The 21,898-nt window shown below is 67.1% G+C and carries 19 protein-coding genes; 8 read left to right on the forward strand and 11 right to left on the reverse strand.

Features of this window, described 5'->3' with window-relative positions; genetic code table 11:
• Positions 1–183 precede the first annotated feature (183 nt).
• Together BCY78_RS10175 and BCY78_RS10180 are read right to left on the reverse strand one after the other, a co-directional pair.
• Positions 184–990 carry a sugar phosphate isomerase/epimerase gene (locus BCY78_RS10175; RefSeq protein ID WP_068300989.1) on the reverse strand — a complete coding sequence of 269 codons (807 nt, stop codon included), beginning with the start codon at positions 988–990 and terminating at the stop codon, positions 184–186.
• Positions 987–2,669, reverse strand: coding sequence for an FAD-dependent oxidoreductase (locus BCY78_RS10180; RefSeq protein WP_068300992.1), 1,683 nt, complete (start codon positions 2,667–2,669; stop codon positions 987–989). Before BCY78_RS10180 ends, BCY78_RS10175 begins: the two co-directional genes overlap by 4 nt.
• Before the next feature lie 254 nt (positions 2,670–2,923).
• Here BCY78_RS10180 and BCY78_RS10185 point away from each other — a divergent pair, with 254 nt between their 5' ends.
• From BCY78_RS10185 to BCY78_RS10210, 6 genes are all read left to right on the forward strand, one after another.
• Positions 2,924–3,928 (forward strand): tripartite tricarboxylate transporter substrate binding protein, encoded by a 1,005-nt coding sequence (locus BCY78_RS10185; protein WP_068300994.1) that lies wholly within the window; start codon positions 2,924–2,926, stop codon positions 3,926–3,928.
• A gap of 133 nt (positions 3,929–4,061) precedes the next feature.
• The gene (locus tag BCY78_RS10190) at positions 4,062–4,637 is read left to right on the forward strand and encodes a tripartite tricarboxylate transporter TctB family protein (RefSeq protein ID WP_068300997.1); all 576 of its coding nucleotides are present in this window, start codon (positions 4,062–4,064) and stop codon (positions 4,635–4,637) included.
• 1 nt (position 4,638) lies between these two features.
• A complete protein-coding gene (locus BCY78_RS10195; RefSeq protein WP_068300998.1) occupies positions 4,639–6,132 on the forward strand; it encodes a tripartite tricarboxylate transporter permease in 1,494 nt (497 codons plus the stop codon).
• A gap of 2 nt (positions 6,133–6,134) precedes the next feature.
• Positions 6,135–7,172, forward strand: coding sequence for a Gfo/Idh/MocA family protein (locus tag BCY78_RS10200; protein ID WP_068300999.1), 1,038 nt, complete (start codon positions 6,135–6,137; stop codon positions 7,170–7,172).
• On the forward strand, positions 7,169–8,002 hold the full coding sequence (locus BCY78_RS10205; protein WP_068301002.1) for a shikimate dehydrogenase: 834 nt from the start codon (positions 7,169–7,171) through the stop codon (positions 8,000–8,002). Before BCY78_RS10200 ends, BCY78_RS10205 begins: the two co-directional genes overlap by 4 nt.
• 125 nt (positions 8,003–8,127) lie before the next feature.
• Complete coding sequence (locus tag BCY78_RS10210; protein WP_068301004.1) at positions 8,128–9,228, forward strand: 5-methyltetrahydropteroyltriglutamate--homocysteine S-methyltransferase; 1,101 nt, start codon at positions 8,128–8,130, stop codon at positions 9,226–9,228.
• A gap of 89 nt (positions 9,229–9,317) precedes the next feature.
• Here BCY78_RS10210 and BCY78_RS10215 read toward each other — a convergent pair whose 3' ends face one another.
• From BCY78_RS10215 to BCY78_RS10255, 9 genes are all read right to left on the reverse strand, one after another.
• Positions 9,318–11,609, reverse strand: a complete 2,292-nt coding sequence (locus tag BCY78_RS10215; protein WP_068301005.1) for an arginine/lysine/ornithine decarboxylase — start codon at positions 11,607–11,609, stop codon at positions 9,318–9,320.
• A 131-nt stretch (positions 11,610–11,740) separates the two neighbouring features.
• Entirely contained in the window at positions 11,741–12,313 is a 573-nt protein-coding gene (locus BCY78_RS10220) for a membrane integrity-associated transporter subunit PqiC (protein WP_068301058.1), read from the reverse strand.
• A gap of 2 nt (positions 12,314–12,315) precedes the next feature.
• Complete coding sequence (locus BCY78_RS10225) at positions 12,316–14,424, reverse strand: intermembrane transport protein PqiB (protein ID WP_083194946.1); 2,109 nt, start codon at positions 14,422–14,424, stop codon at positions 12,316–12,318.
• A complete protein-coding gene (locus BCY78_RS10230; protein WP_083194947.1) occupies positions 14,421–15,050 on the reverse strand; it encodes a paraquat-inducible protein A in 630 nt (209 codons plus the stop codon). The genes BCY78_RS10225 and BCY78_RS10230 overlap by 4 nt, the downstream gene beginning before the upstream one ends.
• Entirely contained in the window at positions 15,017–15,667 is a 651-nt protein-coding gene (locus BCY78_RS10235) for a paraquat-inducible protein A (protein ID WP_068301011.1), read from the reverse strand. Before BCY78_RS10235 ends, BCY78_RS10230 begins: the two co-directional genes overlap by 34 nt.
• 117 nt (positions 15,668–15,784) lie before the next feature.
• On the reverse strand, positions 15,785–17,176 hold the full coding sequence (locus BCY78_RS10240) for an aspartate ammonia-lyase (RefSeq protein ID WP_068301013.1): 1,392 nt from the start codon (positions 17,174–17,176) through the stop codon (positions 15,785–15,787).
• A gap of 63 nt (positions 17,177–17,239) precedes the next feature.
• The gene (locus BCY78_RS10245; RefSeq protein WP_068301015.1) at positions 17,240–18,670 is read right to left on the reverse strand and encodes a sodium:alanine symporter family protein; all 1,431 of its coding nucleotides are present in this window, start codon (positions 18,668–18,670) and stop codon (positions 17,240–17,242) included.
• A gap of 119 nt (positions 18,671–18,789) precedes the next feature.
• On the reverse strand, positions 18,790–19,644 hold the full coding sequence (locus tag BCY78_RS10250; RefSeq protein ID WP_068301018.1) for an asparaginase domain-containing protein: 855 nt from the start codon (positions 19,642–19,644) through the stop codon (positions 18,790–18,792).
• Entirely contained in the window at positions 19,641–20,366 is a 726-nt protein-coding gene (locus BCY78_RS10255) for an aspartate/glutamate racemase family protein (protein ID WP_068301022.1), read from the reverse strand. The genes BCY78_RS10250 and BCY78_RS10255 overlap by 4 nt, the downstream gene beginning before the upstream one ends.
• A gap of 123 nt (positions 20,367–20,489) precedes the next feature.
• Here BCY78_RS10255 and BCY78_RS10260 point away from each other — a divergent pair, with 123 nt between their 5' ends.
• Together BCY78_RS10260 and BCY78_RS10265 are read left to right on the forward strand one after the other, a co-directional pair.
• Positions 20,490–21,302, forward strand: a complete 813-nt coding sequence (locus tag BCY78_RS10260; RefSeq protein WP_068301024.1) for a helix-turn-helix transcriptional regulator — start codon at positions 20,490–20,492, stop codon at positions 21,300–21,302.
• A gap of 55 nt (positions 21,303–21,357) precedes the next feature.
• A complete protein-coding gene (locus BCY78_RS10265; protein ID WP_068301027.1) occupies positions 21,358–21,747 on the forward strand; it encodes a hypothetical protein in 390 nt (129 codons plus the stop codon).
• Positions 21,748–21,898: the final 151 nt, after the last annotated feature.

Genomic DNA, 21,898 nt, shown 5'->3' on the forward strand with positions numbered 1-21,898 from the left:
AACTCCTGTTCTGGAACGAGCCTTGCAACCCGCGATGCTGACCGGGCCGACCTCATTCTGCGCCGGCCCCGGATCGACCGGTAATCCCCTAATTTCTTCAGGGCCTTGGTCCATCCGTCACGCCGGGAGTATCCCTGCCTTGCGCGGGGGACTCAACCCTGAATTGCGCGCCCTGCGCGAGGGTCAGCCGATCGCCCGCGCCAGAAAACGTCGCGCCGCGTCATGGACACGCTTGAGCACGGCCTCCGATCCCTGATCCGCCGCCAGTGCCAGCATCGGCACCTCCAGCCCGACCGGCACGTCGGATGGCATCGCGCGCAGGATCGCCGCAAGGTCGATCTGGCCGTCGCCGGGCGGCAGACGCTCGGCCCGCGCGGTGTGCAGAAGCTGGTCTTCCGAATAGGGCGCGGCGACGGGGGCGTCGCAGAGGTGCAGGAATGGCAGGCGGGCCGGATCGGTCACCTTCAACTGCGCCAGAGACGAGGCCGAGCGGTCGAAATGCAGGCTGTCCACCAAGACACCGGCCCCGGTGCCCTCGGTCACCGTCAGCGCCGTCGCGAGATCGGGCACCACGGTCCACGGGAAGAACTCCAGCACCGTCCCCAGCCCGCGCTGACGGGCGCGGGCGCTGAAATCGGCTAGGGATTCGGCCAGTCGGGACAGATCGGGATCATAGGGCGCGCAGATCACCTGCGTGGCACCCAGCTCCGCCCCGGCATCGAGGAAGCCTTCCAGCGCCGACTGGTCCATGCCGGGCGTGATCTTCACGAATTCAATGTCCTGCACGCCGATCCCGGTCACCCGCAACGCGTCCTTCGTCGCCCGCATCATCGCCGCGTCGCGGTCCAGCGCATAGCCCGGCGTGGTCGGCGTGACCTGAATCAACCGCAAGCCCACCGCGTCGAAACCCACCCGCGCCGCGGCCTCGATCAAGGCGGGCGGCGGCAGGTCCAGCGCGGTCAGATGCGCGACAGAGACGCGGCGGGTCATGCGCGCACCCCCGCGGCGGTTTCGGCCGCGATGAAGCCGAAGGGCAGCGCCGGCCCGAGGGTGGTGCCCCCGGCCGGATAGAAGCCTCCGAAGGGGCTGGCGTTGTCGGTCCCCGCTGCGAACAGTCCGTCGATCACCGAACCATCGGCGCGCAAGACCTGCGCCCGACCATTGCAGCGCAGACCCGCGAAGGTGCCGAAGCTGCCCGGCTGGACCTCGACGGCGTAGAACGGCCCCTGCGCCAAGGGGGCAACGTTGGGGTTGGGCGAGACCTCAGGATCGCCCTGCAGCCGCATGTAGGCGCTGGTGCCACGCCCGAACGCCGGGTCCTCGCCCCGCGCGGCGTGGCGGTTCCACTCGGTGACGGTGGCGCTCAGCCCCTCGGGATCGATGCCGCAGGCCCGCGCCAGCTCGGCCACCGTCCCGCCGTGCTTCAGATAGCCCGAGCGCAACCATGCCCCGAACGGCACCGGCGCCGGACGTACGATCCCGAGGCCATAGCGCCGCAAGAAGCGGTGATCGCAGACCAGCCATGAGCGCGCCGGCTCCCCCTCGGGCACTGCGCGCAGCAGGGCGTCAACATAATCGTGGTAGCCCAAGCCTTCGTTACAGAAGCGTTTTCCGTCAGCCAGAACGCCGATCACGCCGGGTTTGCCGCGGTCTATGATATGCGGGAACACGCCTTCGGACCCATCGGGCCAGCGCACGCGCGACACCGGACAGAAGGCAGCGGGACGCGCGAGATCGTCCTGCATCGCCGCGCCCAATGCCTCGGCCAAGGCGAGACCCTCGCCACGGGCGGAGGGGACGGCAAGCGACAGATGCTCGCCATCGCGGGGGAAAGTCGCGGCGCGGCGGCTGGCGTCGTGGCCATAACCGCCGGTCGCCAGCACGACGCCATGACGGGCGGTCAGCACGGCGCCCTCGGCCAGCCGGACGCCGGTCACGCGGCCATCCTGCTCGATCAGTGCTGCCACCTCGGCCTCGGTCCGCAAGGCCACGCCAAGGTCCAGCGCCGAGCGCAAAAGCCGCGCGATCAGCGCATTGCCGTTGCGCAGGTCCATGCCGCGCCCGTGCAGCAGCATGTCCCGCTGGTGGCGCAGGACGCGCTTCGTCGCATGGGCAAAGGACCGGGCCGAGCGGGTCATGGTCATGAAGGCGCGCAGATCGGGGCCAGCCTGAATGGTCATCCCGTTGAAGCTGGTCTCGCGCAGGGGTTTCCGCAGCAGTGCCAAGGCCTTGCCCAGCCCTCGGCCGTCAAAGGGCTTGGCGATGACCGAGCGTCCGCCCATCCCCGCGCCGGGCTGGTGGCCATAGGTATCCGGGATCGCCGCGCCGGGGTCGAACTGCAGCGCGGTGCGGCCCTCGAAGAAGCCGACCATGCGTGGCGCGGCCTCAAGAAAGGCATCGACCTTCTCGGCGTTGAAATGGTTGCCGGTGACGGCCTGCAGATAGCTGCGCGGCCCCTCGGGGCCCTCAACGATGCCGGCCCGCTGGCAAACCGGGTTGCCGGGCGCCCAGATCCAGCCGCCGGACCACGCGGTGGTGCCGCCCAACACGCGCTCCTTCTCCAGCAGGCAGACGCGCAGGCCCAGAGCCGCCGCCGTCACCGCCGCCGACATCCCGCCGGCGCCCGAGCCGATCACCAACAGGTCGAACGCATCCTCATCGCTACCCATAACGCCCCCAAACGCAGGCCGGACTCCTCCCGGCTTTGCCCAAGGGTTCCAAACCGCCAAGCTAACGTCAAATGCCCTGATCGCCGGTGGCGTAACATGACGTTATCCCACCAGATCTCGGACCATCATAACATCACGTTACGGTGGATGACCTTTGGGCATTTGACGTTACTGTCCCGGACGGGGAAACTTTTGCCATGACGGGGCCTGGAGAGGTGATTCCCCGGTCATGTGACATCGTCTGGGAGGACAGCATGCGTACTATCGTCTTTGGCGCCATGACGGCGCTGGCTTTCGGAGCAACCGCCGTTTCGGCGCAGGATTACCCGAGCCGCGAGATTCAGGGCATCATCCAGTGGGGGGCCGGTGGCTCGACCGACACGGTGATGCGGTCGGTCACGCCCCATGCCGAGGAAGTGCTCGGCGGCACCGTGGTGATGCAGAACATGACCGGCGCCGTGGGCGCCATCGCCCTGAACTACGTCGCCGATGCCGAGGCTGACGGCTACACCGTGCTGATGGGCGCCGAGAACCCGATGCTCTATCGCACCATGGGTCTGGGTGAGCGCGATTATTCGGAATTCGTGCCGATCAACCTGCTGGCCCGCGGCACGCCGATCCTCGTCGCCGGTCCCGACGCGCCCTATTCGACCTATGCCGAGCTGATGGCCTATATCGCCGAGCATCCGGGCGAGGTACGCTTCGGCTCGACCGGTCCGGGCGGCCTGCCGTCGGTCATCACCGCGATGATGCAGTCGGTCGAGGGTGAGCTCGACGTGATCTTCGTCCCCTATGACGGCGACGGCCCCGCGCTGACCGCCCTGCAGGGCGGCGCCATCGACGTGATGCCCGCCGTTCTGGGCGCCGCGATCGAGAACATCCGCGCCGGCACCATGAAGCCGCTGGCGATCTTCGACACCGAGCGCAACGAGCGTCTGCCCGACGTCGCCACTGCCGTCGAAGGCAACGAGGGCTATTCGACCTATCTGCCCTGGGGCCCGTTCTTCGGCGTCTTCGTGCATGAGGGCACCCCGGACGAGGCCGTGACCGCCCTGACCGCCGCCTATGCCCAAGCCGCCGAGGCCGAGGATTTCCGCGCCCTGATGGATACCCGCGGCTTCACGATGATGAACATCTCGGGCGATGAGGCCCGCGAGTTCCTCGCCGCCTGGCAGTCGACCACCGCCTGGCTGATGCAGGAAGCCGGTCTCGCCGTGAACAACCCGGCTGATCTGGGCATCCCGCGTCCGGGCGAGTGATCCGCTGATCCGACAATGATCCGGCGCGGCCCCGCTGTCGCGCCGGATCCCTCCTTGGACGCACGGTCGACCGCCCCGCGCCTTTGCGCGCCCGCCGGTCCCGCGTCCCCCCTTCACCGTCAGGGAAGCGCCGATGTCTGTCCAACCCGATCCCGAATCCGACCGCGCCCGCGAGGGCTCGTCCGACGCGACGCCCGGCGGTCTGCCCGAATTCCGCCGCCCCGGCGAGCTGGCCTTCGCCGTCTTCCTCGCGCTGGCCTCGGCGGGGCTGTTGTTCAGCGCCCATGACATCGCGGGTTTCCGCGCCCTGTCCTCACCGGGCGCGATCCCGATGGCGACCACGGCGGCGATGCTGGTCACGGCCCTGCTGGTCCTGTGGAAGACCGCCCGCCAGCCGAAAACCGGGGACGAGACGCTGCGCATCGCCGTCTTCCCGGCCTCGGTCATCGCCATGGCCGTGCTGCTGATCGGCTACGCCTTGTTGTTGAAACCGCTGGGTTTCCTGCCGACCTCGGCGCTGTTCCTGTTCATTGCGATCAAGCTCCTGTCGGGCCGGTCGATTGTTTTCACCGGCGTGGTCACACTGGCCAGCGTGATCGGCATCTGGCTGATCTTCCGCATCGTCTTCACCGTGCTGATGCCCGCCGGCATCGTGCCTGAGGCCGAGATCATTCAGATCTTCCGCGACCTGTTCAACGGAGGCGCCTGACATGTCCGCGCTGATGGATTTCCTCACCGTCTTCACCCAGCCGCAGCTTCTGTTGCTGGTGGGTCTGGGCACCTTCGCCGGCGTCTATGTCGGCGCGATCCCGGGTCTGTCGGTCACCATGGCCGTGTCGATCCTGATCTCCTTCACCTTCGCTTGGGACGTCTATCCGGCGATCTCGCTGATGATCGGCATCTATATGGGCGGGGTCTATGGCGGCTCGCGCACGGCGATCCTGCTGAATATCCCCGGCGCCCCTTCGGCCATCGCCACGGCCTTAGACGGCTACCCGATGGCGCAGAAGGGCGAGGCCGGGACGGCCATCGGCGTGACCACGGTCATGTCCTTCTTCGGCGGCTTCATCGGTATCCTCGTCTTGGCCGCTGCCGCGCCCGCCGTGTCGGGCTTCGCTTTGCGCTTCCAGCCGCGCGACTACATGCTGCTGGCGGTGCTGGGGATCCTGCTGGTGGGCTCGCTGTCGTCCGGGTCGCTCCTGAAAGGCATCTTCGCGGGTGCCTTCGGCATTGCCATCGGCTCTGTCGGCATGGACCCGCTGACCTTCACCCCGCGCTTCACCTTCGACCAGCCGATGCTGCGCGGCGGGATCAACTTCATCGCGGTGATGATCGGCATGTTCGGCGTCTCGGAGGTGCTTCTGCAGCTCCATCACGTCAACACCCCGGCCGTCCGGCAGAAGATCAGCCGGATCGTGCCCTCGTTCGGGACGATCAAGCGCTACCTGCCGCTGTCGCTGCAAACCTCGTTCATCGGCGTGATCATCGGCGCGCTGCCCGGCACTGGCGGCGACATCGCCGCGCTGATGTCCTACGACCACGCGAAGCGCATCACCAAGAACCCCGAGACCCCCTTCGGGGAGGGCGCGATGGAGGGGCTCGTGGCGCCCGAATCCGCCAACAATGCCGCGGTGGGCGGGGCCTTCATCCCGATGATGACGCTGGGCATTCCCGGCGACGCGGTGACCGCGATCATGATCGGCGCGCTGTTCATCCACGGCCTCAACCCCGGCCCGATGCTGATGATCGACCACCCGGACATGTTCTGGTTCATCGTCGGCGCGCTGGTGACCGCCAACTTCTTCATGCTGATCTTCGGCCTGACCGGCATCCGGCTTTTCGTGAAGATCGTCGAGATCCCGCGCGCCGTGCTGATCCCGCTGATCATGCTGCTGTCGATCGTCGGCGCCTATGCGGTGAACAACTCGATCACCGATGTCTACTGGATGCTCGGCTTCGGCGTGTTCGGCTATTTCATGCGGCTCTACGGCTACCCGCTGGGGCCGGTGATCCTCGGCGTGATCCTGTCGCGACTGCTCGATGACAACTGGCGCCGGGCGATCATCTCGGAACGCGAGGATCTGGGGCGCTTCTTCTCGGGCATCTTCCACTCGCCGCTCTCGACGGTGCTGCTGCTGGCCGTGGTGCTGATCTTCGTCAGCCAGACCCCGCTCTGGCGCCTGATCCGCCGCCGGAAGGCCTGAGCATGTCCCGCCTGCCCATCGCCGTGGTCGGGGCCGGAGCCATCGGCCGCAAGCATGCGGCGGCTCTGGCACAAAGCGACAAGGCCCGCCTCGCCGCCATCGTCGATCCCGCGCCGGGCGCGGCGGCGCTGGCCTCGGCGCAGGGGGTGGCGCATGTCACCTCGCTGGCCGATCTGCCGCCTGAGACACGCGGTGTGATCCTTGCCACGCCGACCGGGCTGCACCTGCCGCAGGCCTTGGGCTGCATCGCGCGCGGCCTGCCGGTGCTGGTGGAGAAGCCGGTGACCGCCACCGCCGCCGAGGCCGCCGAACTGGTCGCCGCCGCCGGGGCCGAGGGGGTGCCGGTCCTCGTCGGCCACCACCGTCGCCACAACCCCCGCATCGCCGCCGCGAAACAGGCGCTGGCCGAGGGGCTGCTGGGCCGGGTGATTGCCGCCCATGTCTCGGTGCTGCTGTGCAAGCCCGACGATTACTTCCTGCCCGACTGGCGGCGTCAGGCCGGAGCCGGGCCGATCCTGACCAACCTGATACACGAGGTCGACACCCTGCGTCACCTGCTGGGCGAGGTGGCCGAGGTTCAGGCGCTCTCCTCCAACGCCGTGCGTGGCCATGCCGTCGAGGACAGCGCCGCCGCCTTGTTGCGGATGGAGAGCGGGGCCTTGGTGACCATCTCCGTTTCGGACGCGGCAGCGGCACCCTGGTCGTGGGAGCTGACGGCGGGCGAGAACCCGGATTACCCGGTGACCGGCCAATCCTGCCTGACCCTCTCCGGCACGCGGGCGTCGATGGAGCTGCCGTCCCTGCGGATCTGGCGCCCCGATGGCCCGTTGAGCTGGTTCACCCCCATGGCGACCGAGACGCTGCCGGTCACGCAAATCGACCCGCTGGTCGCGCAGATCGACCATTTCACCGCGGTGATCCGCGGGCAGGCGGTGCCTTTGGTGACGGCCTCGGATGCGGCGGCCTCGCTGGGCGTGGTCGAGGCTATCGCCCGCGCCGCGCAGGTCGAGAGATTTCAAACGGAAGGAATGGCCTCATGAGCCTCAAACTGGGCCTCATCGGCGACAATATCGCACGCTCGCGCTCGCCCCTGCTGCACCGCCTCGCCGGGGAGCAGAACGGCCTCTCGGTGCAATACGACCGGCTGATCCCGCGCGACATGGGCGAGGATTTCGACACCGTCTTCGACAGCTGCGCCGGGCGTGGCTATCGCGGCATCAACGTCACCTATCCCTACAAGGAGCTGGCGGCGAAGAAGGTCCGCATCGACGATCCGATGGTCCGGGCGATCGGCGCGGTGAATACCGTCCTGTTCGACGCGGGCGGCCCGGTCGGACAAAGCACGGATTATACGGGCTTTCTGGCGGCCTACCGGCAGGTCCGGGGCGCGGCGCTGCCGGGCATCTGCTGCCTGATCGGCACCGGCGGCGTCGGGCGCGCGCTGGCCTTCGGTCTGGTCGAGCTGGGCGCGACCGAGGTCCGGCTCGTGGACCGCGACGCCGCCAAGGCACAGGCGCTGGCCGAGGATCTGGCGGGCTTGGGCAAATCGGTGACCATCCGCGTCGACACCGATGCCACCAAGGCCGCCGAGGGCGCGCAGGGTCTTCTCAACGGCACCCCGGTCGGCATGGTCGGCTATGGTGGCACACCGCTGCCGGCCTCGGCCATGGCGGGTGCGGAATGGGCCTTTGACGCCGTCTACACCCCCGTCGACACCCAATTCCTGCATGACGCCGAGGCCGCCGGTCTGCAGACCATCTCAGGCTACGAGCTGTTCTTCTACCAAGGCGTGCAGGCCTGGACGCTGTTCTCGGGCCTGTCCACGGATGAGACAGCGATGCGCGAAGGCTTGGCGGCAAGCGGCGACTGACCTTTCGCCCGATCACCCTCGGCTTTCCCGGCGATCCGCCCTATATCCCCCTTGTCCGGCGCGGGAGAGAGGTGCCGGATGCGCCGGGCCCGTCCGGCCCCCACAGGAATTGACCGAGGAAGACCATGTCCGATTTCACCCCCCCGTTCCGCGCCGACCATGTCGGCAGCCTGCTGCGCCCGGCCGCGATTGCCGAGGCCCGCAAGGCCGGACTGACCGGCGCGGCCCTGCGCGAGATCGAGGACCGGGAAATCCCCGCGCTGATCAAGATGCAGGAGGAGGTCGGCCTCAAGGTCGTCACCGACGGCGAGGCGCGCCGGGCCTTCTGGCACTACGACTTCATGGGCATGCTCGACGGGCTGGACATCATCGAGACCGGCTCGGACACGCTGGGCTTCAAGGGCGCCACGGTCACGCAGATCGCGCAGGTCAACGGCCCGCTCGACTTCCCGGCCGATCACCCGATGCTGGAGCATTTCCAGTTCGTGGCCCAGAACACCAAGGTCTGCCCGAAGATCTCGATCCCCGGCCCCTCGGCCGTGCATTTCCGCGTGACGCCCTCGACTAACAAGCACGCGCCCTATGCCGATCAAGACCTGTTCATGGCCGATATTGCCAAGACCTACCGCAAGGCGGTGCAGGCCTTCTACGATGCCGGCTGCCGCTATCTGCAGCTCGATGACATCTTCTTTGCCTATCTCGGCGATGAGAACCAGCGCGAGATCCGCCGCCAGATGGGGCAGGCCCCCGACCGCCTGATCAAGCAATATGCCTGGATGCTGGAAGAGGCGATCAAGGACCGCCCCGCCGACATGCTGATCGGCATGCATATGTGCCGCGGCAACTTCCGTTCGACCTTCGTGGCGACGGGTGGCTATGACGCGGCGGCGGATGCGATCTTCAACCAGACCAGCGTCGATGTCTATTTCATGGAATACGACAGCGAACGCGCCGGGGGGCTGGAGCCGCTGCGCCTGCTGCCGAAGGGCAACAAACGCGTTCTGCCGGGCTTCATCACCACCAAGACCCCGCAGCTGGAAAGCCTCGACGATCTGAAGCGCCAATTCGACGCGGCGTCGAAATTCGTCGACATGGACCAGCTGGGCATCGCCCCGCAATGCGGCTTTGCCTCGACCGAGGAAGGCAATGACCTGACCGTCGACGATCAGCGCCGCAAGCTGGAGCTGGTGGTGAAAACCGCCGAGGCGCTGTGGGGCGAGGCCTGATCCACAGGCCGCCCGAAAAGGGCCGGATCTAATAAACGGGGGCGGGGCCGACATGCGGCTCCGCCCCCTTTTCGTTTCGCAGGTGCCGGTTACTCGGCCACGCAATCCGCGAAGTGATGGATCTGCCCGTCGGCGCCCTTCTCCTGCACGAGGCCGTGGATATCAGTCTCGAAGCCCGGACATTCGCGCGCGAATTCGCGGTTGAAGCGCAGGTAGTCCACGATCTTCGCGTTGAAGACCTCGCCCGGAATGAGCAGCGGGATGCCCGGCGGGTAGGGCGTCACGAGGCTGGTGGTCACGCGCCCTTCCAGCTCGTCGATCGGCACGCGCTGGGTCTTGCGCTGCGCGATGCGGGCGAAGGCATCCGACGGCGTCATCGCCGGCGTGTGGTCGGTCAGGTAGATCTCGGTCGTCAGCCGCGCCACGTCGTATTTGGCATAAAGCGCATGCACATGCTGGCTGAGATCGCGCAGGCCCATGCCCTCGTAGCGCGGGAACTTGGCGCAGAACTCGGGCATTACGCGCCACAGCGGCTGGTTCTTGTCGAGGTCGTCCTTGAACTGCTGCAAGGCGGCCAGCAGCGTGTTCCAACGGCCCTTGGTGATGCCGATGGTGAACATGATGAAGAAGGAATAGAGCCCGGTCTTCTCGACCACCACGCCATGTTCGGCCAGATATTTGGTGACGATCGAAGCCGGGATGCCCCAATCCTCGAACCGGCCGTCGATGTTCAGGCCCGGCGTGATGATCGTCGCCTTGATCGGGTCCAGCATGTTGAAGCCCGGCGCCATGTCACCAAAGCCGTGCCAGCTGTCCTCGCCATCGGCCAGTTGCACGCCGTCCTCGTCGGTACGGCGCAGGACCCAGTCCTTGTTGCGGCCGATGCCTTCCTCTTCCAGCGTCTCGGGGCCCCAGACCTTGAACCACCAATCGTCGTCGCCGAATTCCTCGTCCGTCTTGCGCATGGCGCGGCGGAAATCGAGGCATTCGAGGATCGATTCCTCCACCAGCGCGGTGCCGCCCGGCGGCTCCATCATCGCCGCCGCCACGTCGCAGGACGCGATGATCGAATATTGCGGGCTGGTCGAGGTGTGCATCAGATACGCCTCGTTGAAGAGGTGGCGGTCGAGCTTCACCTCCTCGGCGTCCTGCACCAGAACGTGGCTGGCCTGACTGATGCCGGCCAGCAGCTTGTGCACCGATTGCGTGGCGTAGGTCACCGATTTCTGCGTCCGCCCCCGCTTGCGGCCCATCGCGTGATAGGTGCCGTAGAACGGGTGGAAGGCGGCGTGGGGCAGCCAGGCCTCGTCGAAGTGCAGGTTCTCGACCCAGCCGTCCAAGAGGCCCTTGATGACCTCGGTGTTGTAGAGAACGCCGTCATAGGTCGATTGCGTCAGGGTCATGATCCGGGGCTTCACGGCCTCGGCGTCGTAATCCTTGAGCAGCGGGTTCGCGCGGATCTTGGCCTTGATCGCCTCGGGCTCGAATTCCGATTTCTGGATCGGCCCGATGATGCCCCAATGGTTGCGCGTGGGCTTCAGGAACACCGGGATCGCGCCGGTCATGATGATCGAATGCAGGATCGACTTGTGGCAGTTGCGGTCGACGACCACCACGTCACCCGGCGCGACGGTGTGGTGCCAGACCATCTTGTTCGAGGTCGAGGTGCCGTTCGTCACAAAGAAGCAATGGTCGGCATTGAAGATCCGCGCGGCATTGCGCTCGGACGCGCCAATCGCGCCGTTATGGTCCAGAAGCTGGCCCAGTTCTTCGACCGCGTTGCAGACGTCGGCGCGCAGCATGTTCTCACCGTAGAACTGGTGATACATCTGGCCGATCGGCGATTTCAGGAAGGCGACGCCCCCCGAATGCCCCGGGCAGTGCCACGAATAGGAACCGTCCTCGGCATAATCCAAGAGCGCCTTGAAGAACGGCGGCTGGATCGCTTCCAGATAGGTCTTGGCCTCGCGGATGATGTGCTTGGCGACGAAATCCGGCGTATCCTCGAACATGTGGATGAAGCCGTGCAGCTCGCGCAGGATGTCGTTGGGCAGGTGGCGCGAGGTCTTGGTCTCGCCATGCAGGAAGATCGGCACGTCGGCGTTCTTCCAGCGCACTTCCTCGATGAAGTCACGCAGGTGCTGCACGGCGGGGTCCAGTTCGGGCCCCGGCGTGAATTCCTCGTCGTCGATCGACAGCACGAAGGCCGAGGCGCGGCTCTGCTGCTGGGCGAATTGCGACAGGTCGCCGTAGCTGGTGACGCCGAGGACCTCGAAGCCTTCGCTCTCGATGGCCGAGGCCAGCGCGCGGATACCCAGACCCGAGGTGTTCTCCGAGCGGAAATCCTCGTCGATGATGATGATGGGAAAACGGAACTTCATCGATCTTCCTTTCGATCGGCGTCGCGTGAGCCCCGTTCTTTCCGATGCCGGGGCCGCTGCGTCAAGGGCGGCTGCGGGCGGAAACTGGCGCCCGCGGGAAACAACAACGTGACAGTCTTGGCCGGCCCCGATTACCGGGACAGGCGCGTCAGAATGCGGTCGCGCAACTGCGCCAGCGCGGCCCCATGCGCCGCCGCCAGCGCCGGCGCGGTCACGGGGTCGGCGGCAATCGGCACGGCGATGTCGAAGCGTTCGATGAACTCACGCATCACCAGATCCGGCGAGGAGACGGCGAATTGCCCGCCCAGCTGCAACTGCCCGTCCGCCCCGGCCAGCATCCGGTCTATGCGCACGGACAGCCGGACCTGCGCCGGTTCGGACAGCGGCCAGGGCTCTGCCGCGACACTGGCGGTCGAGCCCAGATCCAGCCCCCGCGCCAGTTCGGCGGTGATCGCCTGCGCGGTGGGGGCGGCCCATTGCGCGCCCTCGACCGCGACCAGCGCGCCGTCGGCGTTGCGCAGCTGCATCTGGCTGTCCTCGGCATAGGCGGGCAGCACCACGTCGCGCAGCTCGATGGTCGAGACCCGCAGCCGCATCGGCACGCTGGTGCTGCTGGCGGGCGCGGTTTCGACCGGATAGCGCAGCCCGTCACCCGAGCAGGCGGCGAGGGCGGTCAGGGCAAGGATCGGCAGGAAACGGGTCATCATCAGCGTCCGAACAGGATGGAATTGGGCGAACGCTCCAGCGTCCGGGCGAGTTGCGCGAAGGCGCGGGCGGCATCGCGGGCCTCACGCAGGGTGGCGAGCGCTTCCTCGTTCACCGGCGAGCGTGCGCCATAGGCGGCGACCAGCCCCTCGGCTTGCGTGACGAGGGCGTTGAGCCGCTCGGCCAGCGCCGGAAGGTCCTGCGTTGCCGTGGCAATGGAATCAGCGGCCGAGCGGGCCGAGGTCAGCGTCTGGTTCACGCCCTCGACGATACCCGACTGTCTGAGTTCGGCCAAGGCAGCCTGCACCTCGTCCAGGGCGCGGGTCAGCGCAGGCGGCAGCGAGCGTGTCCCCTCCAGTCCGAGGAACTCGTCGGTGGTCTGCATCAGCTCCGTCGCAGCCGTCACCAGCCCCTCGGCATCCAGATCGCCGACACGGCCGACGACCCGGCGGATTTCCGAGATCAGCGCGGGCACTTCGGTCGTGGCGGCGTCGACATTGGCGGTGAGGGTCTGCACCGAGGTCATGGTGTCGACCAGCGTCTCGATGGCGCGTTGCTGCTGGAAGTCCTGCAGGATGGCGCGGAACTCGGCGACGGTCGACTGAACCTCGCCCGGCAGGGCCTGCATCTGGTCCGACCCGACCAGCGCGCCGATGTCATCCACCAGCGCCACTACGGCCCCCGGTGCGGCGCGGGTGCTTTCGTCGGCCAGCAACGTCTCGGCGGCCTCCATCAGCGACACGGCCTGATCGAGAACCTGTTCGATCGGCAGATCGGTCACGCGGCGGATCAACCCCTGCGCAGAGGTCGTCAGATCGCTCAGATCCGACGGGGCCGAGGGGATGACGGAGGGGCCATCCTCAGGGTGCAGGATGCGGTCGGGATCGGCATTCTCAACCTCGACCAATTCGACCACCAGCGATGTCGAGAACACACCCTGCGCCGCCAGTCGCGCCCGCAGGCCCGAGGCGACGAGGGTTTCGAGGTAATTCTCCAGCTGTTCGGGCGTGGTCGCCTCGCGCAAGCCGAAGGCCGCGGGATCGAGCGACAGCACCGCCTGCATCCGCACCAAAGGCGCCGGGCCCATGTCCACCTGCCGCGCGGCGATGCCCGCGACCTCGCCGACCCGAACGCCGCGATAACGCACGACGGCGCCCGAAGTCAGGCCCTGCACCGAGCCATCGAATTCGGCGGCGATGCGCAACCGGTCCGGCGCCACGACGGAAGTCGAGGCCGCGCGGGCGGTGTCTTCGTCGGAATAGAGCTCGAAGACGGTCTCGCGACTGATGGCTTCACCGTCGGTGCCGACGGAGTCAAAAGCGATGCCCCCGGTCAGGATCGAGGCGAGGTTGCCCACGCTCAACCGCAGCCCGCTGGTGTTCAGCGACACCGAAAAGCCCGAGGTATCCCAGAACCGCGCGGCGGTGCTCAGGCGCTGGTCGTGCGGCGCCTCGATGAAGGCATCGACGGCGACACCCTCGGCACCCGGCAGGAGGCGCGGCTCTTCGATCTGGCCGACCTGCACACCGCGAAACAGCACCGGCGCGCCGGGTGTCAGGCGGTTGCCATCGGGCGCGTGCAGGGTGATCAGCGTGCCGCGACGGCCCGGCATCAACAGCGGCGCACGGTCCTGCCCGACGAAGCTGCGGCTGCCATCGGGCTGGGCGTCCGGGTTCAGCGCGGCCTCGATATAGACGCCCGAGAGCACGGTGTTCAGCCCCGAGATCCCCTGCGCCGAGACCTGCGGTCGCACGACCCAGAACTGCGCTTCAGAGGACAGCGCTTCGGCCGCGGTGTTGTCGATCCGGGCCGAGACGATGACCTGCGACAGATCGGCGGTGAAGGCGACGCTCTCGGCCACACCGATGGAGACGTCGCGATAGCGGATCTCGGTCTCGCCGGCACTGACGCCCGCCGCATTCTCGAAGGCGATGGTGATCAGCGTGCCGCGCTCGGCATAGCTGCGCCACGCGATGCCCACGGACACCGCGACGGCCAGCACCGGCACCAGCCAGACGGGCGAGAGGTTGCGCCAGAAGCTGGGGCGGCCCGGGGTGATCTCCATCTCGGCAGGGTCGGGGAGGCGTGGGGTGTCGTCAGCGTCGCTCATGCGGTGTCTTTGTCAGCGGCGCGCCAGATCAGGCGCGGGTCGAAACTGAGCGCAGCCAGCATGGTGAAGACCACCGACAGCGCGAAGGAGATGGCGGCAATGCCCGGCGCAATACTGGCCGCGAGGTTGAAGCGGACCAAGGCCGCAAGGATCGCCACGACGAAGACGTCGATCATGGACCAGCGCCCGATGAATTCGACGGCTTCGTAGAGATGAAAGCGCGTGCGTCCCTGCAGCGGCCAGCCGCGATGCACGGCCAGCGCCAGATAGCCGATCACCGCGAACTTCGCCACGGGGATCAGGATAGAGGCCACGAAGACGATAGCCGCCACGCCCCACGAGCCGTGATGCGCGAGGTCGATGGCGCCGCCGAGGATCGTGCTCTCGGTCGTGTGGCCCAGCAGCGAGGTGCGCAGCATCGGATAGGTGTTGGCGGGGATATAGACGACCAGCCCGGCGAACAGCCATGCCAGCACGCCTTGCAGACCCGACGGCCCGGACAACGCGCCGCCGCAGCGCGCGCAATGATGCGCGTCGCCGGGATTGGCGCGTCCACAGACCCGACAGCCGAGCAACCCGGCCGCACGGGCGGTCAGGACCGGCTGCGATGTTCGAGCGTGCGCCATAGGGTCAGCTTGCACATGAAGGTGTCGTTGAGGATGTTGACGAGGACCAGAAGCACCAGCGCCCAGAACGCCGTGCCGAGGCCGACGGTCGCAAGGCCTGCGACCTTCACCAGCGCCACGGCCACGCCGATGACGAAGATCTCGGCCATGGCCCAGGGTTTCAGGGTCTCGGCCAGTCGGAAGGCCCTTTTCGCATAGGGCGCGGCGTGCCAGCCGAAGGACATCGGCGCCAGCGCATAGACGATGGCCGCCAGCCGGATCATCGGCAGCACAACGATGAAGGCCGCAACAGCCAGCGCCAGCGGCACCGTGATCCCCTGTGAGAAGGTCAGCGCCGCATCGAGCACCGAGGAGCGTCGCGTCATCCCGCCGGCGGAGAGTTCGATGAAGGGAAAGAAGATAGCCGCCGTCATCAGCACCAGTGAGGTCGATGCCAGCATGACGATCCGGGCCATGGCGTTCTTGCGCGGCGCGGCCAGCGAATGCCCGCAGCGACCGCAGCGACCCCGCCCGCCGATGGGGACATCCGGCACCCGGTACAACGCATCGCAGGCCGGGCAGACGATCAGGTCCTCCAGCGCGGCGTCGGTCAGGTCTTGGTGGGCGTGCTGCGTCAAATCATTCCGTTTCGGCAGTCCTTCCGGCGCCGAAGCGCGCCATGGAATCGGGGGATACCATGACGGAAACGCACGGAAACGGCCAGCGGTTCCCGTGCGTTCGCCGTTTTTGCGGCCTCAGCCGCCGATCATCGCGTGGATCTCGGCCTCGGTGCCGAAACCGAGCTCGACCGCCGTGGCGACCACCGTCTGATCCTTGGCCAGCGCCGTCTTCGCCACCTTGGCCGCCTTCGTGTAGCCGATATGCGGCACCAGCATCGTCGCCAGCACCAGGCTGTTCTCCAGCGCGCCCTCGCATTGCGCGACATTGGCACGGATGCCCGACACACACCGCTCGGCCAGCGTGTCCATCGCTTGCATAAGAATGCGCATCGACTGCAGCACGTTCAGCACGATGATCGGCTCCATGGCGTTCAGTTGCAGCTGCCCGGCCTCGGCCGCCAGCGTCACCGTCAGTTCGTTGCCGATCACCTGGAACGCAACCTGATTGACCACCTCGGGGATCACCGGGTTGATCTTGCCCGGCATGATCGACGAGCCGGCCTGAACCGGCGGCAGATGGATCTCGTTGAAGCCCGAGCGCGGCCCCGAGGACAGCAGCCGCAGGTCGTTGCAGATCTTCGACAGCTTGACCGAGATCCTCTTCAGCACACCCGAGAAGGTGACATAGGCGCCGGTGTCCGACGAGGCCTCGATCAGGTTCGCGGCCAGAGTCGCCGGCAGGCCCGAGATCTGCGCCAGTTCTGCCACCGCGCGCTCGGGATAGCCGTCGGGCGTGTTGACCCGCGTGCCGATCGCGGTGCCGCCGAGGTTCACCTCGGTCAGCAATTGCGACAGGCGGCCGATGATGGCGATGTCCTCGTCGATGGTCGCCGCGAAGCCCGCGAATTCCTGCCCCAGCGTCATCGGAACCGCATCCTGCAGCTGGGTGCGGCCGATCTTGCGCACCTCGGCAAAGGCCCGCGCGCGCTCGGGAAAGGCAGCCGACAGGCGCTGCTGCGCCTCCTGGAACGGGGCGCATTGGCTGACCATCGCAAGGCGCATGGCAGTCGGATAGACATCGTTCGTCGATTGCGAGCGGTTGACGTCATCGTTGGGATGCAGATGGGCATAATCGCCGGGCAGATGGCCCATGCGGATCAGCCCGAGGTTGGCGATCACCTCGTTGGCATTCATGTTCGTCGAGGTGCCGGCCCCGCCTTGGATCATGTCCACACGGAAGGCCTGCAGATGCTCGCCGGCGATGATCTCGTCGCAGACGGCGTCGATCACCGCAGCCTTGGCGGGCTCGAGCACGCCCAGATCGCGGTTCGCGCGGGCGGCGGCCTTCTTCACCCAGGCCAGCGAGCGGACGAATTCGGGGAAATGCGACAGCGGAATGCCCGAGATCGGGAAATTCTCGATCGCGCGCTGGGTGTGGATGCCCCAGAGGCAATCGGCGGGCAGGGTCATCGTGCCCAGGCTGTCTTCTTCGATGCGCGTCTCGGGACGGCGCAGGTCGGCGCTCATGGATCTCTCCGTGGAGAAGTTGGTTGGTCTGAAAAGGGCCGCCCCGAAGGGCGGCCCGATGTGTCACTTCCAGCGACCGGGGTTCCAGGCCTCGTGATCGATATCCAGATCCGAGAACTTGGCAGGGTCGAAGATCGGGCGCTCGACGCCGGCCTTCAGCTGGGCGCGGAAGTCGGTGACCACGCGCATCGCCGTCGGGAACAGCATCAAGATCGCCACGAGGTTCACCACGGCCAGAATGCCCATCATCGGGTCCGAGAAGAAGAACACCGAGGTGGCCTCCGGCGCGACGGCCCCCAGGAACACCAGACCCAGGATCAGCAGGCGCAGCACGATGGTCGCGACCTTGGATTCGGTGATCGCGGCCAACGCGTTCTCGCCGAGGTAGGTGTTGTAGATGATCGACGAGAAGGCAAACAGCAGGATCGCCAGCGTCAGCGCATAGCGCGACCAGTCGCCGAAGTGGCTGGCCAGCGACTGCTGGGTCAGGACCACGCCGTCGACACCCTCGGCGCCCGGCACATAGACGTCACCCAACAGGATGATGAAGGCCGTGCACGAGCAGATGATGATCGTGTCGATGAACACCGAGAAGCTCTGCGTGATGCCTTGGCTGACCGGGTGACGCACCAGCGCGGTGGCCGCAACGTTCGGGGCCGAACCCAGGCCCGCCTCGTTTGAGAACAGACCGCGACGCAGACCCTGCGCGATGGCCGCACCCATGCCGCCGGCAATCGCTTCCTCATAGCCGAAGGCGCTGGAAACGATGCGCGAGATGATCGCCGGGATCTCGGTGATGTTCATGACGATCACCAGGAAGGCGAGGGCGAGATACCCCAGCGCCATGACCGGCACGACCACGTCGGCGGCCTTGGCGATGCGCTTGATGCCCCCGAAGATCACGAGGCCGGTGATGATCACCAGCGCCACGCCGGTGATGGTGCGGTCAAGGCCCAGCGAGTCCTGAACGGCGCCCGCAACGGTGTTGCCCTGGAAGGCGTTGAAGCCCAGACCGAAGGCCGCCAGCAGACAGATCGCATAGACGATGGCCAGCCAGTTGTACTGATGACCCAGACCGCGGCGGATGTAGTCCGCAGGGCCGCCCCGGAAGCTGTGCTCGCCGTCCTTGCGCTTGTAGATCTGCGCCAGCGTGCATTCGACAAGGCTGGTAGCCATGCCGACCAGCGCGATGCACCACATCCAGAACACGGCACCCGGCCCGCCCAGCGTGATCGCCACGGCGACACCGGCGATGTTGCCGCCGCCGACGCGACCGCCGACCGAGACCAGCAGCGCCTCACGCGCGCTGATCGCATTGGGGTCCTGGTTCTGGTTCTTGCCCGACAGCACGCGGAACATGCGGCCGAAGAAGCGGAGTTGCACGAAGCCCGACATGATCGTGATGAACACGCCGAAGACCACGAGGATGGGGATCAGTGCCCAGCCCCAGGTCAGGCTGTCGACATAGCCGAACAGCGTTTGCAGGAATTCCATGGGTTCCTCCATGTTGGCGGCCACAGCCGCGGTCCCGTTTCTTGGTTCTGCGACCCGGTTGTCCCGGGCCGGTCGTGCAGCAGGATACAACCCTGCCGAGTATCAGATCGTCCGAGGGATCAATCCGACAAGTCCAGCCAGAGACGCGCCAGCGCCGCCTCCGGTGTTTCTCCGCCGCCGTTCTCAACGCCCGCGCGCCACAGCGCGGCCCCGGCGGCATAGGTTCCGGGCACCAGCCCGCCGTTCTCACATTGGCTGACCGCACGCAGGCGGCAGCCCCGCGCGACGGCCTCGGCCAGCGTGTCGGCAAGGGCGGGGTCCGACATCACGGTGCCGGTGCCGAACACCCGCAGTACCGCGCCATCCAGCTCGGCCAGCGCGGCGCGCAGGGCAGGGACGGGCAGGCCGGGGGTGATGGTCAGCACGGCAACGCGACGCTCGGCAAAGCGGCGGGGACGGAAGGGGCCACCGGGGGCCGGAAGGTCCACGCTGCGGAAGGCGTCGTCTTCCTGCGAATCCTGCTTCACCAGCCCCGCCGCCGGCAGAAGCGCACCGGCGAAGGCCAGCCAGACGCCCGCCGCCCCGGTCTGCGCAGTCTCCAGCGCCAGTTGCAGATTGCCCTCGGCATCGCCCCCGGTGCCCAAGGGATGCATCGCCCCGCACAGCACCACCGGCCGGTCGATGCCCGCCAGCGCCTGCGCCAGCGCCGCGCCGGTATAGGACATCGTATCGGTGCCATGGGTGACGATGACCCCGCCGTCATGGGCCAGCACCGCGTCGACAAGCCGGTTCCAGTGGCGCGGCCCGACCTCGGCGCTGTCGACCAGCGGATCAAAGGTCTCGACACGCACCGACAGACCGGCAGGCGTCAGCCGCGCCACCGCCGCCTCGACGAGACCCTGCGCCGGCAACAGGCCGTCGGGGCCGGGCTGCATGCCGATCGTGCCACCGGTGTGCAGGATCAACAGGCTCATGCCGTCACCTCGCCATGGACGCGGGCGACCATCGCTTCGGCCACCAGATCAGTCACGTCGACCAGCTGCTTGGCGCTGTCGAAACGGGCGATCAGCGGCAGCTCGGTGCAGGCCAGCAGCACCACATCGGCCTCCAGCCCCTCGACCAGCGCCTGCAGCCGCAGGGGCAGCGAGGGATCATCGCCGCCGAGGCGCTTTACATCATGGATCAGCGCGTGCAGGGCAGCGGGGTCGGCGGGCAGCTCGACCTCGACCAGCTCGCGCAAGAAGCGGTAGGCGGACCATTCGCCCATCTCGGTCACCGGGCCGGCGCCCAGAAGCGCCAGCTTCGTCACCCCCTGCGCGGTGATCCAGTCGGTTAGGACAGATTGGAACGACAGCAGCCGGGCGGGCAGGGCCAGCGCCTCGATCCGCGGGGCGTACCAGTTCAGCGTGTTGCAGGCGATGGCATAGGCGTCGACCTGCGGCGCCAGCACCGCCAGCGCGCGCTGCATGGCTGCCCAGACCTCGGCGTCATTGGCGCGCAGGTCCATGGAGAGACCCAGCTCGGGCTCGGAGACGACGATCACCCGCGGCGCATCCAGATCGCCGCGAAAGGCATCGCCCATCGCCGCCTTGTTGGCACGCAGGACCTTGGCCCACAGGTCAATCCCCGCCTCGGGCCCCGAGCCCGTGACGATGCCCAGCGTGGTGCCGGTTTTCGACTGTCCTGACTGGCTCATGTGGTCCTCTCCCCCGAGGGTCATTTGAGTTGGCGCACCATCTTGACGAAGCCGTGAACAGGCAAGTATGCACTCTGGCGCCATGTGGTGCATTTCGGTGCAGATAGAGGGTCAAACCGCATCATGGACGATTTCGGCGCCAACCTGAGGCTTCTGTGCGGCTACCGGCCGACAATAACACGGGTCGCCCAGGATCTGGGCATCAACCGCAGCCAGTTGAACCGATACATGGCGGGCAGCAGTTTCCCGCGCGGACCGTTGATGCGCCGGATCTGCGACTACTTCGGCGTCGACGCGCATGAGATCCTGCTGCCCGAGGCCGAATTCGCCCGCATCGTCCGCCTGCGCGGGCTGGAGAGCGACGGCATGGCGCAGCAGATGCGCCAGCATCTGGACCGGATCCGGCTGCGTGCCGATCGCAGGGTAGGGGCCCTGAGTGGCCAGTTCTTCGAATACTACTACTCGATGTCGCAACGCGGCCGGATCGTTCGCGCGCTGGTGGTGTTCGACGGCGAGGGCGATCAGATGTTCTATCGCCGGCTGGAGCGGATGGGCCCGCGCGACCGGCCGGGCCACCGCCACTATCGCTATCAAGGCGCGGCGATGCTGCTGGGTGACCGGATCTTCCTCAACGACTACGAGTATGACACCGGGATCGAGCTGACGCAGAGCGTCCTCTATCCCGATTATGCGCACCGCTGGACCCGGCTGCATGGCGTGAAGGTCGGCGTCTCCGCCAACCGCGATCACACACCCTGCTGCGTCCGATCATATCTGGAGCGCACGCCCCCCGGCCTGTCGCTGATCGGCGCCCTGCGCCGCTGCGGCTTGTTCGAGGCCAAGGACCCCGAGGTCCCGTCCCACGTGCGGCCCTTGATCGACAACATCCCATCGGGGCCCCACGTGTTCGAGGCTTGGTCCGGATCCCGCGTTTGAACGAAGCAACAGCCGGGCCGCCTCCTCAATTCTGTCGTGGCTGAAGACTGACCTGATGAACCACGACGCCTATGCCCGGTGTGCCAAGCAAGTCGAACGGACCCTGCGGGCCGGCCAATCCAACCTCGGCGAGGCGCGGAAGCACCGCGACAAACGGATGCGGGACCTTGAGCGAGTGAAGAGAAACCTGCTGAACATCCTCAAGCTGGGTGTTGGGTCAGAGGCAGTCGTGATCGAGCTGAACCGGCTCGATGCCGACCACAAGGCTCTTAGCGCGGGCCGGGACAAACTGGTCCCGGTGCCCCTCGAGCTGCCGGCCGATCTGCCGCAGATGTATCGCGTCTATGTCGAAGATCTGACGACGATTCTCATGGACGAGGTTGTCGTGGGCGCTGGCGGCGACGAGCTGCATCGCCTGATCGACCGGATCGCGGTGACCTGGTGACCTGCCCCCCGCGAAATCCCTCGCTGTTGATTTCCACCCAGAACTGACCCGGGTTTTCCATCGAGAAGTGACCCACCTTGGATTATGCTGAGCGGGTCATGTTTGGGTCAAGACATGGCTTCCCTCCCTCTTTTTCCGCGTTGCTGCAGCG

This window comes from Pararhodobacter sp. CCB-MM2, assembly GCF_001691415.1.
Lineage (GTDB): Bacteria > Pseudomonadota > Alphaproteobacteria > Rhodobacterales > Rhodobacteraceae > Pararhodobacter.

What these genes read in the sequence shown, in the direction of transcription:
- BCY78_RS10175 (WP_068300989.1), bottom strand. Translation starts at nt 990, where the DNA reads ATGACCCGCCGCGTCTCTGTCGCGCATCTGACCGCGCTGGACCTGCCG.
- BCY78_RS10180 (WP_068300992.1), bottom strand. Translation starts at nt 2,669, where the DNA reads ATGGGTAGCGATGAGGATGCGTTCGACCTGTTGGTGATCGGCTCGGGC.
- BCY78_RS10185 (WP_068300994.1), top strand. Translation starts at nt 2,924, where the DNA reads ATGCGTACTATCGTCTTTGGCGCCATGACGGCGCTGGCTTTCGGAGCA.
- BCY78_RS10190 (WP_068300997.1), top strand. Translation starts at nt 4,062, where the DNA reads ATGTCTGTCCAACCCGATCCCGAATCCGACCGCGCCCGCGAGGGCTCG.
- BCY78_RS10195 (WP_068300998.1), top strand. Translation starts at nt 4,639, where the DNA reads ATGTCCGCGCTGATGGATTTCCTCACCGTCTTCACCCAGCCGCAGCTT.
- BCY78_RS10200 (WP_068300999.1), top strand. Translation starts at nt 6,135, where the DNA reads ATGTCCCGCCTGCCCATCGCCGTGGTCGGGGCCGGAGCCATCGGCCGC.
- BCY78_RS10205 (WP_068301002.1), top strand. Translation starts at nt 7,169, where the DNA reads ATGAGCCTCAAACTGGGCCTCATCGGCGACAATATCGCACGCTCGCGC.
- BCY78_RS10210 (WP_068301004.1), top strand. Translation starts at nt 8,128, where the DNA reads ATGTCCGATTTCACCCCCCCGTTCCGCGCCGACCATGTCGGCAGCCTG.
- BCY78_RS10215 (WP_068301005.1), bottom strand. Translation starts at nt 11,609, where the DNA reads ATGAAGTTCCGTTTTCCCATCATCATCATCGACGAGGATTTCCGCTCG.
- BCY78_RS10220 (WP_068301058.1), bottom strand. Translation starts at nt 12,313, where the DNA reads ATGACCCGTTTCCTGCCGATCCTTGCCCTGACCGCCCTCGCCGCCTGC.
- BCY78_RS10225 (WP_083194946.1), bottom strand. Translation starts at nt 14,424, where the DNA reads ATGAGCGACGCTGACGACACCCCACGCCTCCCCGACCCTGCCGAGATG.
- BCY78_RS10230 (WP_083194947.1), bottom strand. Translation starts at nt 15,050, where the DNA reads ATGGCGCACGCTCGAACATCGCAGCCGGTCCTGACCGCCCGTGCGGCC.
- BCY78_RS10240 (WP_068301013.1), bottom strand. Translation starts at nt 17,176, where the DNA reads ATGAGCGCCGACCTGCGCCGTCCCGAGACGCGCATCGAAGAAGACAGC.
- BCY78_RS10245 (WP_068301015.1), bottom strand. Translation starts at nt 18,670, where the DNA reads ATGGAATTCCTGCAAACGCTGTTCGGCTATGTCGACAGCCTGACCTGG.
- BCY78_RS10250 (WP_068301018.1), bottom strand. Translation starts at nt 19,644, where the DNA reads ATGAGCCTGTTGATCCTGCACACCGGTGGCACGATCGGCATGCAGCCC.
- BCY78_RS10255 (WP_068301022.1), bottom strand. Translation starts at nt 20,366, where the DNA reads ATGAGCCAGTCAGGACAGTCGAAAACCGGCACCACGCTGGGCATCGTC.
- BCY78_RS10260 (WP_068301024.1), top strand. Translation starts at nt 20,490, where the DNA reads ATGGACGATTTCGGCGCCAACCTGAGGCTTCTGTGCGGCTACCGGCCG.
- BCY78_RS10265 (WP_068301027.1), top strand. Translation starts at nt 21,358, where the DNA reads ATGAACCACGACGCCTATGCCCGGTGTGCCAAGCAAGTCGAACGGACC.